13 protein-coding genes and 1 pseudogene are annotated in these 14,539 nt (G+C 73.9%); 3 read left to right on the top strand and 11 right to left on the bottom strand.

Annotated features, from left to right (window positions below; genetic code table 11):
• Positions 1 to 57 precede the first annotated feature (57 nt).
• Positions 58 to 723 (bottom strand): response regulator transcription factor, encoded by a 666-nt coding sequence (locus tag F8568_RS00240; RefSeq protein ID WP_151541099.1) that lies wholly within the window; start codon positions 721 to 723, stop codon positions 58 to 60.
• Positions 720 to 2,060 (bottom strand): sensor histidine kinase, encoded by a 1,341-nt coding sequence (locus F8568_RS00235; RefSeq protein ID WP_151589941.1) that lies wholly within the window; start codon positions 2,058 to 2,060, stop codon positions 720 to 722. The genes F8568_RS00240 and F8568_RS00235 overlap by 4 nt, the downstream gene beginning before the upstream one ends.
• Positions 2,061 to 2,189: 129 nt before the next feature.
• Between F8568_RS00235 and F8568_RS00230 the strand changes: the two are divergent.
• Positions 2,190 to 2,381, top strand: a pseudogene (locus F8568_RS00230) (zinc ribbon domain-containing protein); the annotation flags it as partial.
• 300 nt (positions 2,382 to 2,681) lie between these two features.
• Here F8568_RS00230 and F8568_RS00225 read toward each other — a convergent pair.
• The 3 genes from F8568_RS00225 to F8568_RS00215 all read right to left on the bottom strand — a co-directional run bounded on the left by F8568_RS00225 (position 2,682) and on the right by F8568_RS00215 (position 5,227).
• A complete protein-coding gene (locus F8568_RS00225; RefSeq protein ID WP_151589939.1) occupies positions 2,682 to 3,653 on the bottom strand; it encodes a cytochrome P450 in 972 nt (323 codons plus the stop codon).
• Between the two features lie 81 nt (positions 3,654 to 3,734).
• The gene (locus tag F8568_RS00220) at positions 3,735 to 4,382 is read right to left on the bottom strand and encodes a response regulator (protein ID WP_151589937.1); all 648 of its coding nucleotides are present in this window, start codon (positions 4,380 to 4,382) and stop codon (positions 3,735 to 3,737) included.
• Entirely contained in the window at positions 4,379 to 5,227 is an 849-nt protein-coding gene (locus F8568_RS00215; RefSeq protein ID WP_151589935.1) for a sensor histidine kinase, read from the bottom strand. Before F8568_RS00215 ends, F8568_RS00220 begins: the two co-directional genes overlap by 4 nt.
• A gap of 651 nt (positions 5,228 to 5,878) precedes the next feature.
• Between F8568_RS00215 and F8568_RS00210 the strand changes: the two genes are divergently transcribed.
• The gene (locus tag F8568_RS00210; protein ID WP_236008218.1) at positions 5,879 to 7,054 is read left to right on the top strand and encodes a Rieske (2Fe-2S) protein; all 1,176 of its coding nucleotides are present in this window, start codon (positions 5,879 to 5,881) and stop codon (positions 7,052 to 7,054) included.
• A gap of 116 nt (positions 7,055 to 7,170) precedes the next feature.
• The gene (locus tag F8568_RS00205; protein WP_151589931.1) at positions 7,171 to 7,380 is read left to right on the top strand and encodes a hypothetical protein; all 210 of its coding nucleotides are present in this window, start codon (positions 7,171 to 7,173) and stop codon (positions 7,378 to 7,380) included.
• A 43-nt stretch (positions 7,381 to 7,423) separates the two neighbouring features.
• On the opposite strand, the gene F8568_RS00200 is transcribed toward F8568_RS00205, so the two are convergent.
• From F8568_RS00200 to F8568_RS00175, 6 genes are all read right to left on the bottom strand, one after another.
• Positions 7,424 to 8,350, bottom strand: a complete 927-nt coding sequence (locus F8568_RS00200) for a hypothetical protein (RefSeq protein ID WP_151589929.1) — start codon at positions 8,348 to 8,350, stop codon at positions 7,424 to 7,426.
• 25 nt (positions 8,351 to 8,375) lie between these two features.
• Entirely contained in the window at positions 8,376 to 9,164 is a 789-nt protein-coding gene (locus tag F8568_RS00195) for a sugar transferase (protein WP_151589927.1), read from the bottom strand.
• Positions 9,165 to 9,166: 2 nt separating this feature from the next.
• Positions 9,167 to 10,534 carry a lipopolysaccharide biosynthesis protein gene (locus F8568_RS00190; protein ID WP_160573445.1) on the bottom strand — a complete coding sequence of 456 codons (1,368 nt, stop codon included), beginning with the start codon at positions 10,532 to 10,534 and terminating at the stop codon, positions 9,167 to 9,169.
• A 200-nt stretch (positions 10,535 to 10,734) separates the two neighbouring features.
• Positions 10,735 to 12,102: an O-antigen ligase family protein gene (locus F8568_RS00185; RefSeq protein ID WP_151589923.1), complete on the bottom strand. Its 1,368-nt coding sequence runs from the start codon at positions 12,100 to 12,102 to the stop codon at positions 10,735 to 10,737.
• Positions 12,099 to 13,319 (bottom strand): glycosyltransferase, encoded by a 1,221-nt coding sequence (locus F8568_RS00180; RefSeq protein WP_160573444.1) that lies wholly within the window; start codon positions 13,317 to 13,319, stop codon positions 12,099 to 12,101. The genes F8568_RS00185 and F8568_RS00180 overlap by 4 nt, the downstream gene beginning before the upstream one ends.
• Before the next feature lie 8 nt (positions 13,320 to 13,327).
• Positions 13,328 to 14,539, bottom strand: coding sequence for an SDR family NAD(P)-dependent oxidoreductase (locus F8568_RS00175; RefSeq protein WP_151589919.1), 1,212 nt, complete (start codon positions 14,537 to 14,539; stop codon positions 13,328 to 13,330).

The following is a 14,539-nucleotide window of genomic DNA, read 5'->3' as shown; positions in this document are numbered from 1 at the left end:
GTGCGAATTTCCAGGCAGGGCCCCGTCCGGGGGGAGGACGGGACCGCCCGTCCCTTTCTAGGGCAGCCAGCCCGGCTTGACCAGTCCCGACTCGTAGGCGAACACCACGAGCTGCGCCCGGTCCCGCGCGCCGAGCTTCACCATCGTGCGGCTGACGTGCGTCTTCGCCGTCGCCGGGCTCACCACCAGGCGGGCCGCGATCTCCTCGTTCGACAGTCCCTCGCCGACCAGCGCCATCACCTCGCGCTCCCGGTCGGTCAGCGCGTTCAGCCGCGGCGACGGCGCCGGCTCCTTCGCCCGCGCCGCGAACTCGGCGATCAGCCGCCTGGTCACGCCCGGTGACAGCAGCGCGTCCCCCGCCGCGACGGCCCGCACCGCGTGGATCAGCTCGACCGGCTCGGTGTCCTTGACCAGGAACCCGCTCGCGCCGCCGCGCAGCGCCTCGAACACGTACTCGTCCAGCTCGAACGTGGTCAAGATCACGATCTTGACGTCGCCGAGCCGCTCGTCGGAGGCGATCCGGCGGGTCGCGGCGAGACCGTCCAGGCCGGGCATCCGGATGTCCATCAGGATCACGTCCGGGCGCAGCCGGCGCGCCTGCGCCACGGCCTCCTCGCCGTCGCTCGCCTCGCCGGCCACCTCGATGTCGTCCTGGGCGTCCAGCAGCGCCCGGAACCCCGCCCGGACCAGCACCTGGTCGTCGGCGAGCAGCACCTTGATCATCGACCGCCCCTCTCCGCCGGAGTCCCGGCGCCGTCGCCGTCTGCGTCGTCCGGCCCGCCGGTGAGCGGCAGCGTCGCCCGGACGGCGAACCCGCCGCCCGGTCGCGGGCCCGCCTCGAACGTCCCGCCGAGCGCGGCGGCCCGCTCCCGCATGCCGCGGATGCCGCTGCCGCCCGGATGGTCGTCCAGCAGGGACACGCCCCGGCCGTCGTCCTCGACCCGCACCTCGATCTCCCGCTCACCGTAGGCGATCCGCACCCGCGCCGTCACCGGGCCCGGACCGGCGTGCCGGGTGACGTTGGTCAGCGACTCCTGGACGATCCGGAACGCGGCGAGGTCGGCGCCCGCGGGCAGCGGGCGCCGCTCCCCGGATATCTCGGCGTCCACCGCGAGACCGGCGGAGCGCGCGCGGGCGAGCAGGTCGTCCAGCCGGCCGAGCCCGGCGGTGGGGGAGCGCGGCGCGGTCTCGCCCTGCGCGCGCAGCGCCCCGATCACCGACCGCATCTCGGTCAGCGCCTCCTTGCTCGCCTCCTTGATCGCGGCGAGCGCGGTGCGGGCCTGCTCGGGGTCGCCGTCCATCAGGTGCAGCGCGACGCCCGCCTGCACGTTGATCATCGAGATGTTGTGCGCCAGCACGTCGTGCAGCTCGCGGGCCATCCGCAGCCGCTCCTCGCTGGCCTGCCGGCGCTCCTCCTCGGCCCGGGTGCGGGCCCGCTCGGCGGTCCGCTGCCCGGTCATCCGGACGAGCTCGGCCGTGACCAGCACCGCGAGGGACCAGCCGACGACCACGCTGACGCCGCCGACGCTCGGCTCCTCCACCGGGAACGGGCGGCCGGACGCGCCGCGCTCCCCGAACGGAAGCCCGATCAGCGCGGTGATGCCGAAGTACACCGCCACCGAGACCGCCGTCCCGGCCCAGGCCACCAGCCGGTGGCCGGCGGTGATCGCGCCCAGCATCGCGACGCCGACGGCCGCGAACGCCGGCCCGTACGGGTACGCGCGCAGGAAGTACAGCCCGGTGAGCAGGCCGGTCGCCCCGAGCGTCGGCACCGGGTACCGGCGGCGCAGCAGCAGCACCGCCGGGCCGGCGAGGATGATCGCGAAGCCGAGCGCGTCCAGGTGCGTGAGGCCGTAGCCGGAGGAGCCGTCGCTCCAGCCCGGCCCGTGCCCCCAGCCTTCGCCGCGGTTCCAGGTCCGGTCCCGGGTCGCGCCGTGCTGCGCCGCCATCGTGCCGAAGAACTCGACGAACAGCACGAGCAGCGGGACGACCCAGACGGGCCACGCGGACGGCCGCGGCCAGTGCGCCCGGACCGCACCCGGCGGCGGCGAAGTGCTCATCGGAAACCTCCGTGGAAACCCCCGCCTTCAGGTGGCGGAGGAAACGGACTCCTGCGGAGCGGGGCAGGAAGCTGCGATGCGCCACCAGGGCGGGTCGTAGTGCTCTGACCCGCAGGTTGCTCTTCCAAGTACCCGCGCTTGAACGTCCGCACCTGGACGTGCGGTTGCGGGACGATCCATGACCGGGACGTGAACGCGGCAAAGAATCTTCTGGCCGCCGGGCTGGCGGTGTCTGTCTGTGGAGCCGGTGTAAGACCTCAACGGAGAACTCCGGGCGGGCAGTCGGCGACGAAGCAGAAAACCCCACGGCGCGAGCCGTAGGAATCCCCCCTCGTTGACGAGCGGGAGGATGTCAAATCTGCACGTTAGCCACCGGTTGCGCGGCGGCACGTCGGCCGGGAGGAGGCAGCGCGCCTACTCCCGGTGGGGTACGCCCGCCGGTCATTCGCCTCTCAGACGGGCGCTGAGCCACCCAGGACGGCCGGCTGCCGGTCGCGCCACTGCTTCGGCATCGCCGGGCGCCGGGGACCGGCATCGTGTCCACGCGCACCGGCGGCTCCGCAAGCGGCACGACGATGCCGCGCTCCGGTGAGGTGGCGCACAGTGCGCTCGGGCCCGTCCTCAGCCGGTCCAGCGGATCGGCAGCCACTCGAAACCGTGGCGGGCGCTCGACCGCGACATCACCGGTTCCCCCGCCGGCTGCGCGAGCGCCGGCCGCTCCAGCAACGCGACCAGGAACGCCCGCAGATGCACCCGGGCGAGCCGCGCGCCCAGGCAGGCGCGCCTGCCGGTGCCGAAGCACAGGTGCGGCCGGCCGCCCTGCGCCGTCCGCTCCGGCACGAACCGCTCGGGCACGAACCGGCCCGGCTCGCGGAAGACGTCCTCGTCGTGGTTGGCCGACACCAGCCACAGCGCCACCCGCTCGCCCGGCAGCAGCGGCACCCCGCCGACCTCCGTCGCGCGCCGCACCCGCCGCCGCACCTGCAGCACCGGCGTCCACCAGCGCAGCATCTCCTCGACGGCGCTGTCGACCAGCCGCTCGTCGGCGCGGTCCGCGCGGAGCCGGGCGTACTGGTCCGGATGGCGCAGCAGGGCGTGCAAGCCGCCCGCGAGCGTGTTGCGCAGCGTCTCCGGCAGGTCGTGCGCGACCTGCCGGACGAAGTCGACCGCCTCGCCGGGCGGGATCCGGTCGAGCATCGCCGCCATGGGCGGGTCCATGTCGATCGGCGCGCGGACCGGCTCGTCGTCCGGGACCGCGTCCGGGTCGCCGCGGCCCGCCCGCCGGCCACCGCGCCCGCCCGCGCCGGCGGCGGGCCGCTCCGCGCCGTACGGCTCGGGCGTCCGCGGGCCGTGCAGGACGCCGTCGTCCTCCGGCACGAACAGCTGGGGCCGCGTGAGGGCGTGCTGGACGTCGGCGTAGCGCAGCACCGCCCAGGCGCCCGGCCGCTCCGCCGCGTCCGCGTCCTGCCAGACGACCGGCGTCCGCGAGCGCAGCCGGTCGAGCCGGTCGTGCGGGACGCCGCGCGCGAAGGCGTCCGCGCAGCCGAGGACCGCGGCGTCCGAGACGGGCAGCGCGCCTCCCCGTCGAGGCATGGGAACCCCTCCCTCCCAGGTGGACGCTAACGCGTCCCGGCCGCACCCGGATGTCCGGATGCGGCCGTCCCCCGCCGCGTTTCAGCCCGCCAGCCACTCACCCGTCTCGACGCTGACCAGCCCGTGCCGGGCCGCCTCGATGACCGCCTCCCGCTGCGAGTGCACGCCGAGCTTGCTCAGCACGCTCTGCACGTGGCTGCGCGCCGTGCTGCGGGTGACGCCCATCGCCTTCGCCAGCGCCTGGGTGGACTCGCCGCGCGCGAGCCGGGTCAGCACCTCCCGCTCGCGCGGGGTGAGGAACCGCGCCACCCGCTGCGCCTGGCTGCGCGGACGGACGGCGCCGGCCCTGGCGACCTGGTCGACGACGACCTCCCCGGCCGCGACCCGGCGCAGCACCGTGAGGATGTCGCCGGCCTGCTGGCCCTTGTGCGCGAACCCGCGCACGCCCGCCGCGACGCCCGCGTCCAGCACGTGCTGCTCCAGGAACCCGGTCAGCACGACGAACCGGGTCTGCGGCGCGGCGGTGCGCAGCCGCGGCATCCAGTCCAGCGCGGTGCCGGACGGGAACTGCAGGTCGATCAGGCAGACGTCGGCCTGCCGGCCGCGCAGCACCGGCAGCGCCTCCTCCGGCGAGTAGGCGACGCCGACCACCACGTGCCCGGCGTCCGACAGCACCAGCGACAGCGAGTCGGCGAACACGGCGTGGTCGTCGCAGATGATCACTCTCATGGGTGCGGCCGCCAGTCGTCGGCGTGCGGGTGCGCGGGCTCCGGCGGTGTGATGTCCAGTGGGGCCGGCTCGAGAGGTGCGGCGTCGCGCGGCGGCGCCGAGGGCAGCAGCATGCGCACCCGCGCCCCGCCCATCTCGCAGGTCCGGATCTCCAGGCTGCCGCCGTAGCCGGAGATGAGGTCGTGGACGATGCCGAGGCCGAGCGAGGCCAGCCCGCGCCGCGCCCCGGAGCTGCCGGGACCCGCGCCGAAGCCGGGCCCGTCGTCGTCGACCTGGATGACGACCCAGCCCTGGTCGGCCTCGACCCGGACGTTGACGCGGCCCTCGGCGACGCGGCACGCGTTGTCGAGCACGTTGCGGACCGCCCGCCACAGCGCGACCGGGTCCATGTGCGCCCACGCCTCGCCGCCGCCGAAGCAGACCTCGTGCGGGGTGGCGAGCCGCATGCCGGTCACGACCTCGGCGGTCAGCTCGTCCACCCGGATCCGCTCGGGGCTCGGCATGGGCTGGTCGTCGTCGTCCTCGTCGAGCCGGCGGAGCAGGTGGTCGAGCCACCGGGTCTCGCCGAGCAGCTGCTCGATCCGCGCGCGGCTGCCGTCGCCGACGTCCTCGGCGACCACGACCGCCGACGCCAGCATGATGATCGTGCCGAGCTCGTGCCGGATGTCGTGCCGCAGCCGCCGCTTCCACAGGGCGTGCTCGTCGGCCGTCTCCGGCGCGGCCGGCGGGTCCGGCCGGACGTCCTCCCGCACGGCCTCCCGCCCGTCCTCCCGGACCGGAGCGGCGGCGAGCGTCCCCACGCCCGCGCCGGCACCGGGGGAGGATCGTGACCGCCCGTTGATCATGAATGGACCCCCGTCCCTATTTACCAGCACCGCCTTCGACGGTCACCCCGCGTGCCCGCTCGTGTCCAGTCAATTGACCGCAACAGACCGGTGCCTGACCGGAAGTGGACATAGTCGGATCCGGGTAAACTCGGGTCTTTCTCCGGGCGTCTAAGTCAGGATTGTCAGTTCGGCTTGTGGCATTTTCTTCATGCCTACGGCGTAGCCGCTTTGCGCATTCGGGCGGGTGCGCCGGCGGAGCCGGCGAGGGACAGTCGCGGTATGCCGACGGTCACATTTATCGGACACGCGGGGGTGTCGGTGCACGCCCGGGCGTTCCACCTGCTCGCAGACCCGTGGCTCGCTCCGACGGGGGCCTTTATCGGGGCCTGGCACCAGTACCCCAGAAACGATCACCTCGACGTCGATCGGTTGCTCGCCGCGGACTGGGTTGCGGTCTCGCACGAGCATCTTGATCATTTCGACCCCTGGGTCATCGGCCGGCTTCCGCAGCGGACCCGGATCCTCATTCCACGCTATCCGGGCCCGGCCTTCCGGGAACGGATGGCGGAAGCCGCGGGTTCCCGCCAGGTAATCGAGATAGAACCCTGGGAGCAATTCCCCCTCGACAATCAGGGATCCTGGATAACGGTCATTCCGGAACTCTCCCCCATGTGCCATGACGCGGCCTTTCTCATCGTCGCGGACGGCCGGGGGTTCCTGCACTGCAACGACGCCCGGCTGACCGCCGCGCAGGCCCGCCGCGCCAAGCACCTCGCGGGCGGCCGGCTCGACCTGATGGCGCTGCAGACCTCCGGCGCGTCCTGGCACCCGATCTGCTACGAGTACCCGCCCGAGGAGATGGCGAAGGTCTCGATGGACAAGCGGGTCTCGAAGCTGCGCGCCGCGCAGCGGCTCGTCCGGCAGACCCAGCCGGAGCTCGCGGTCCCGTTCGCCGGGCCGCCGTGCTTCCTGGACGGCGAGGTCGACCACCTGAACTGGGTGCTCGGCCAGCGGGACGGGGCCTTCTGCGACCCCGAGGCCTCCACCGAGTGGCTGCGCGAGCACCTGCCCCGGCAGCGCTGGGACTACTTCAAGCCCGGCGACCGCGTCGACCTCGACACCGGCGAGATCGTCCGGGACCCCGTCTCGGCGGAGTTCTCCTTCGCCGACGACGACCGTCCGGCCTACCTCAAGCAGTACGCCGAGGACCGCAAGGAGCTGATCGAGGGCGTCCTCGCCGAGTACCCGGAGCCGGGCCCCGGCCTGTACGACCGGTTCGTCGCGCACTTCGAGCACCTCGGCGGCCTCAGCGACTACTTCCTCCGGCAGATCGCGATGCTGGTCCGGTTCGAGATCACCGGCCCGAACGGCGGCGTCTGGGACGTGGACTTCGCCCCGGAGGGGCTGACGGTCGGGAAGGCGTCGCCGGACGCGCGCCCGCACTACCGGATCACCACCGCGGGCCGCTGGCTGGACTCCGTGCTGACCGGCCGGATGGCCTGGGAGGATCTGCTCATCTCGTTCCGGCTCAGCCTGTACCGCGACCCGGACGTCTACAACGACTACCTGGTGGGGCTGCTCAAGCACGCGAACGCGCCCGCGCTGAACGCCGTCGAGGCATACGAGACGGGACGGGACGAGAGCGAGCGGATCACCGTGGAGTGGGCCGGCGGGTGCTACGACATCCCCCGGTACTGCCCGCACGCCGGCGAGGACCTGTCGGTCGGTGCCGTCATCCGCGAGGGCCAGGTGCACTGCCTGGCGCACAACTTCGCGTTCGACCTCGCCACCGGCGCGTGCGTGAACGCCCGCGCCGCCAACCTGACGAGCCGCCGCGTGTCCTGACCGGACGGCCGTCCCGGGCCCGGGCCGGACCACGCCGACAGGGGCGTGTCCGGCCCGGCTGCGGTGCCGTGTTGTGTTAGATTTCTTGCGGTAACTGGGGGGTTGAAGTGGCGCGCGTGAAACGCGGTGGTTGGGCGGCTTTCAGTGGGAAACTGGGCGGCAGGCTCACGTTCAAGAAGCCGAACCGGGCGCAGCTCGGGCTGATGGCGGTGGTGTTCGTCCTGCTCGTCGCCGGCGGGGAGGCCCTGGCTCTGAAGATGGGCGCGTTCAACGTGCCCTTGGGCCCCGACGCGCATCCCGCGGTCGCCGACCACCCCAAGCACTGACGCCTCCGGGTCCACCCGGTGCGGGGCTCGCTTCGGGCGCGGTTCACTTCGCGGTGTTGCGGGCCTTCATGATGCTCTGCAGGTCGGGGTGGGCGCCGCCGGACGCGTCCGCCAGCGACGGGCACGCCCACTCGGACTGGTGGCCCCACGAGTAGGAGATCTCCAGCTTCGGGCGCGGCGCGAGCTTGTCCCAGCGGGCGAGGATCTTGCGGAACTGCGCCTGGGTCGGCAGCCAGTACTCCTTGTCGCCCTTGGTGCAGCTCTGCCCGAACGTCTGCAGGACGGGCGCGACCCGCGCGCGCGGGATGCCGGCGTCGTCGGCCATCCGGACCATCCGGTCGATCGCCCCGATGTTGCAGGAGTCCTGCACGTCCGACGAGCCCTTGCAGGGGTAGGGGTCGAGGCCGTAGAGGTCGACGCCGACCCGCTTCGGCGCGAGCTGCCGCATCGGCCAGTCCGTCAGCGAGATGAACGAGACCTGGCCGGGCGCGTTCTGCCGGATGTAGTCGGCGCGGCGCCGGATCTCCCCGGCGACCTTCGGGCAACGCCCGGTGTCCGGCTCGTCCGACAGGTACCACCCGTACACCTTCGGGTCGTGCCCGTACCGCTGCACCGCCCTGGTGAACTCGCCGTAGTCGAGGTCGAAGTCACCGCAGGTGAAGTTGCCGACCCACAGCAGCGCCTGCATTCCGGCGGGGACGCCCGCGACGAGCGAGTCGTCCGGCTTGGCGTCCACCAGGTCGTAGCCGAGCTCCTTCAGCCGCGGGTAGTCCGACGGCTGGGTGTTCAGCGCGATGCGGCGGGTCTGGCCCGGCTGCGCGGCGGGGCTGCCGGGCGTCGCGGGCGGGCCGGTGTACGGCTCGTCCCCGCCGGACGACGACCTGTGCTGCAGGTAGAGCAGGAACCCGGCCATCAGCACCACCGCGGCCGCGACGGCCGAGACCTTGAACCGGACGTCCCGGATGTCCATGTCTCCCTTTCCCTGACGCGGACGGCTACGCCGCGGAACCGGGCTCCTCGGCGGGCGTGCGCGCCGGCGCGTCGGCCGGGCGCTGCGGCGCCGCGGGCGAGGGCGCCGTCTCGGGCGCCTCCTCGACGGTCCCGTCCGGCGCCACCTGCAGCGGCGGGATCGTGAACCCGAGGATGTGCTTGACGGTGTCCCAGAGCGCGCGCAGCGTCTGCCGCATCGACGGGTCGCGCAGGTAGAGCGCGTCCACCGCGACCCGCGCCGGGACGATCCGCTCGATGTAGTTGACGAGGTCGACCTCCTCGCCGGGGCCGAGCACGTCGAAGTCGCGGAACCGGACCTCCGACACCCCGGTCAGGCCCGGCCGGTGGTCGAAGATCCACCGCGAGTCCGGGTCGTAGTGGACGGCGAGGTCGTAGGTCTCGGGGCGCGGCCCGACCAGCGTCATCTGCCCGCGCAGCACGTTCACCAGCTGCGGCAGCTCGTCCAGCGACCACTGCCGCAGCAGCTTGCCGATCCGGGTGAGGCGCGGGTCGCAGTTGGCGGTGACGGTGAGGCCGCCGACGCCCTGGCGCATCGTCCGGAACTTGTACATGGTGAACGGCCGGCCGCCCTGCCCGACGCGGGTCTGCCGGAACACCCCGGGCCCGGGGCTGGACAGCCGGACCAGCAGGTAGATGAGCGCCAGCGGGACGCTGAGCAGCAGCAGCCCGGTGACCGCGCCGGCGATGTCCAGGGCGCGGCGCGCCGCCGACGGCGCGATGCCGTCGGACGGGTCGACGGGCCGGCTGTCGAGTTCGGTGTTGTCCTCGGACATGGTCACCCCTTGCTGTGCGGAGCAGGGTCGTCGGCCGCGGCGAGCCCCGCGCCCGGCGCTTCCGATGCGAGCTCCGCGCCGGGCCCGGCCTCGGGCCCGGCAGCGGGTTCGCGGACGGCGGTCTTGCGGACGTGCTGGAACCAGGCGAGCAGCGCGGCGGTGGTGGCGACGAACGACACCGACGTGGCGATCGCCGCGCCGACCGCGCCGTGCCGGGGGATGAGGATCGCGCCGAGCACGACGACGACCACGAGCCCGATGCCCTGCCCGGTGGACGCGGCGCCGGGCCGCCCGACGCCGTACAGGTACGCCATGATGAGCCCGGTGACGCCGAACGTGACGACGCCGGCGAGCCGGATGTAGGTGGGCGCGACCGCGTCGTCGAACACGTCCCCGAAGATCCACGGCAGCGCGGTCCCGGCGATGAGCGCGAGCGGGACCGCGGCGACCACCGACACGCCGAGCGCGGGCACGATGAGCCGGGCGGTGCGGCGGGTCGCCTTCGCCCGGTCCTCCTTGGCGAAGTCGGGGTACAGCACGTAGTTGACGGCGAGGCCGGGCAGCTGCACCAGTTCGGCGAACTTGCTCGCGACCGTGTAGACGCCGAGCACCTTCGGGCCGGCGAGCGCGCCGAGCAGCGCCATGTCGAAGCGGAGCTGCAGCAGGTCGATGAGCTGCCCGACGTAGCCGCGCACCCCGTACCCGGCGATCGTGCGGCCGAGGCGCCGGTCGGGCCGTCCCCAGCCGCGGAAGAACCCGCGGGTCGCCAGGCGCCGCGCGATCCACGCGGCCGCCGCGACGTCGGCGAGCACGAGCCCGGTGATCAGCGCGCCGGGCCCGTACCAGCCGGTCAGCAGCACCAGGTAGATCGGCACGAACACGAACTCCTCGACCGCGATGGCGAGGCTCGCGCCGGGCTGGTCGTCGGTGCCCTGCAGCAGGCCCTTGCCCACCGAGACGAACCCCTGGGTGAACGACGGGGCCGCCGCGGCGATCGTGATCCAGATGCCGAACGACTTGAAGAACACCAGGTAGGCGAGCGGGCTGAGGGCGAGCCAGCCGACCCCGCCGAGCACCGCGCCGATGACGGTCAGCCACGCCAGCGTGGGCCGCACCCGGCTCTGGTCGTAGGAGTCGCGCGCGAGGAAATAGGGCGCGGCGCCGGGGAGCCCGGCGCTGGACAGCTGGCACAGCAGCCCCGGCAGGATACGCACGAGCGTGAACGCGCCGACGAGCTTCGGGCCGCCGATCCGCGCGACGAGGATCGTCGCGATGCCGAGCGAGGCGAGCGCGCCGATCCGTCCCGCCATGTTCCCCGCGACGAGCGCGAGGAGCCGCCGCCGCAGCCGTCCGGCATCGGCAGTGTCCACTGCGTCGCCCTTGGCGTCGGGCCCTGGGGGCCCTCCTTCGGCGGGCGGCGCGGCGATCGCTGCATCGCTCCGACTCGCCTGGGGGCTCGCTGCGCGATCAGGTTCTCGCAAGCTCGAACCTGGCTTCGCATCGCGATCGCAACGCCCGGGGTCGCTGAGGGCTGAGGCCTGGGGCTGGGGGTCGACCGCGTTCGTGTCGGTCATCGGGCTCCCTCCGCGGCGGGGTCGTCCGGGTCTGGCTTGGGGCGCCGGCCCGGGTCGGCGCGCCTTCCGAACAGGTCGAGGGCGGCGACGAGGCCGAAGAAGGCCCAGCCGTGCCGGTAGTGCAGTGTCTGGTAGAAGAGCGCGGACACCAGGAACACCGCGAGGAGCGCGCCGAACATCTCCGGGCGCGGGACGAGCGCCGCGTACTCGGGCGTCAGGGCGCCGCGCCGCGCGATCCGCACGCACCGCATGATCAGCACGAACAGCAGCGTGACCAGCGCGATCCCGCCGAGGAACCCGCGTTCCAGCACGGCCGCGATGTAGTCGTTGTGCGCCTCGCGGACGTACCCGTACTGCCGCGCGAGCATCTGCGGGCGCGTCTGGTTGGGGCCGATGCCCCACGGATGCGGCTGCTCGCGCAGCATCTGGATGGTCGCGGCGTTCACCGAGCTGCGCGACTCCGTGCTCTCCCCGGTGGTGCGCCCGATCGAGTCGCGCAGCACCGGCGACATCTGGCTCGCCTGGTCCAGGTAGGGCTGGATGTCGACGGTGGTGACGACGGCGACGCCCGCGCCCGCGACGAAGAACGCCAGCGCGCCGACCGCGATCGCGTGGTGCGCCCTGCCCCGGCGGATCAGGCCGAACAGGTAGCCGAGCAGCAGCGCGACGCACAGCGCGAGGAGCCCGCCGTTGGAGCCGGTCAGCCCCTCGGCGGTGAGCAGGACGGCGCAGACCGTCCAGCGGTGCCAGGTCTTGCGCGGGTACCGGGCCGCGCGGGTGATGAAGAAGACGCAGATGAACCAGTTCGAGGCGTAGTTGGCGTCGCCGAAGGTGAACATCGCGCGCTCGCCGTCCGGCTGCTTGCCGGACATCGCCTCGATCCCGAGGACCATCCCGAGGATCTCGATGACCGCGTAGAGCGTGCCGATCACCACGAACGCGCGCAGCGCCAGCCGCAGCGTCCCCGGCTCGCGGCCGAGGTTGGCGATGCACACCGCCCACATCAGCACGAACAGGTCCTTGACCAGCGTGAGCGTGCCCGCGTCGTTGACGACCGCGGCGATCCCGCCGGCGATGATCGTCATCAGCGTCGGGATCAGGAACGGCCACCGCACCGGCAGCCTGCGGGTGGCCGCCCACAGCAGCGTCACCGCGGACAGCGCGATGAGCGCGAGGTCGGGCAGCCCGGTGTTGCCGGGGCCCGGCGGCAGGCCGGCCGGCATCAGCATCGGCAGCGACGCGATGCCCGCGACCAGCGCCACCGACGTCAGCGGCCACCGCCGCCGCAGCGCCGGGGCGTCCGGCCCGGCGGGCGCTCCGGCGTCCGGCGGCGCGCCCGGTGGCGCCTTGGTCAGTGCGGTCATGGGCGCTTGGAGCTTCCTCGGTAGGTCTCGTCCAGGACGGTCCCGAGATGCGCGGGCGAGAACCAGTCGCCGATCCGGCCGCGGGCCCGCTCGGCCATCCGCGCGGCGGCGGCCGGATCGTCGAGCAGCGCGCCGATCGCGGCGGCGAGCTGCTCGGGGTCCTCCGGCGGGACGAGCATCCCGGTCTCCCCGGCCAGCACCAGGTCCTGGTTGGACGGGACGGCCGTGGCGACCAGCGGGATCCCCGCGCCGATCGCCTCGACCAGCACGCACGGCAGGCCCTCCCACCGCGACGGCATCGCCATCAGGTCGAACGCGGGCAGCACCTCGGCGACGTCGTCGCGGTGCCCGAGCCAGCGCATCCGCTCCCCGATGCCGAGCTTGGCGGTCAGCGCCTCCAGCTCGGCGGCCATCGGGCCGCCGCCGACCCACAGCCCGAACACGTCGTCGGGCAGCCGCGCGAGCGCCTTGGCGAAGATCTCCGGGCCCTTCTGGAACGTCAGCCGGCCGATCGCACCGGCGACCTTCACGCCGAGCGGCAGGTCGAGGCGGCGGCGGGCCTGCGCCCGGGACCCCGCCGCCGTCGCGTAGGCGTCGACGTCCACGGCGGGCCACGACAGCCGGACCCGTTCCGGCGTGGTGAGGCCGAGCCGCAGCGCGGTCGTCACCGTCTCCGACCCGATCGCGAGGAACGCGTCGGTGCGCTTCGCCGCGATCCGCTCCAGCCGGATGTAGACGGTGCGGCGCGCCCACGACTGGAACTCGTTGAACGGGAACCCGTGCCAGGTGTGCACGATCCGCGGGACGCCCGCGCGGGCCGCCGCGACCCGCCCGATCACCCCGCCCTTCGCACTGTGCGTGTGGACGACGTCGTAGCGGCCCTCGGCGAGCACCCGCGTCAGCGTCTTCAGCGCGGCGAGGTCGTCGCGCGGCGAGATCTGCGGGACCAGCGGCCCCACCTGCACGATCTCCATCCCGGCGGCGTGCGCGCGGGGCGTCAGGTCGCCCGCCGCCGCGTTCGCCACCGCCTCGTCCCCGTACAGGACGGTGTCCCTCGTCGCGCGCGCCTCGCTGTCCATGCCGACGCCGCCGGTGACGATCGCGCGCTCGTACTCCTCGTCCGGCAGCGCCAGCGCGCCGTTCAGCGCCACCTGGCCGGCGCCGCCGTTGAACCGCGTGATCACCGTGGCGACTCGGAGCTTCCTGGTCGTACTCAACGCGCACCTCACAGGCCGGGAGGGTCGGGGCTGCACCCTGGATGAAACGGACGGGCGTCACAGAGGCAAGAAGGACCGGGCGGCGGCGGGGCGCCGGCCGGCAGCGGGCGCCGCACCGGGTGGTACTCCGGGAGCAGCCGGCGCAGCAGCAGCCGGACCCGGCCGTCGTCGCCGGCCCCGGCCGCCGCGGCCAGCTCGTCCAGCAGCTGCGGCAGCCCGGCGGGTGGCGGCGCCGGGCGGGTCGCCCAGATCTTCGGATGCGCGGTGCGGATCCGCCGCTCGGAGTCGGCGAACGCCTTCTCCGCGAGCTTCTCGCCGGGCCCGAGCCCGCAGAACCGGATCGTCACCTCCGGCAGCCGCAGCTGCTCGGCGTACCGGTGCACCAGCTCCACCACCGGGACGGGACGGCCCATGTCCAGCACGAACGTCTCCGCCTCCTCCGCCAGCGCCGCCGCCTCGATCAGCAGCCCCGCCGCCTCCGCCACCGTCATGAAGTGCCGCGCCACCTCCGGATGCGTGATCGTCACGACCTCGCCGGAGGAGATGCGGTGCGCGAGCACGCTGAGCAGCGCGCCCGCCTCGCCGATGACGTTGCCGACGCGGACCGCCGCGAAGCACGTCGGGCCGCCCGTCGCGGTCTGCAGCAGCAGCTCCCCGAGCCGCATCGTCGCGCCGAACACCGAGGTCGGCTCGGCGGCCTTGTCGGAGGAGACGAACACCATCCGCTGCACGTCGTGCCGGACCGCGCTGTCGACCGCGTGCCGGGTGCCGACGACGTTGTCGGCGACGCCCCGGCACGGGTCCCGCTCCACCTTCGCCAGCTCGTTCTGGCCCGCGGTGTGGAACAGCAGGTCGGGCCGCGCGTCCCGGACGACCCGGTCGACCCGGCGGCCGTCGCGCACGTCGACCGCGGCGAGCGTGACCCCGGCGTCCCCGCCGGATTGCGCGGCGAGCTCCCGGCCGAGCCGGGCGAGCCCCGCCGCGTCCTTGTCGACCAGGCACAGCGCCGCCGGCTCCAGCCGCCGGACCTGCCGGCACAGCGCCGACCCGACCGTCCCGCAGGCACCGGTGACCAGCACGCGCCGGCCCCGGACGAGGCGCCGCCCGCGCAGCCCGGCGAGCGCCACCTCGTCCCGCCCCATCAGCAGCGCGAGCGGGCTGACCGGGACGGGCGGGGGCGGCGCCGCCCGGCGGCCCGGGCGCGGCGGGAACCATCGCAC

The sequence above is a fragment of the Actinomadura physcomitrii genome (assembly GCF_008923205.2).
Classification (GTDB): Bacteria; Actinomycetota; Actinomycetes; order Streptosporangiales; family Streptosporangiaceae; genus Spirillospora; species Spirillospora physcomitrii.
Note: the sequence above shows the minus strand (reverse complement) of the source record. Positions and strands in the feature narration are given on the sequence as shown.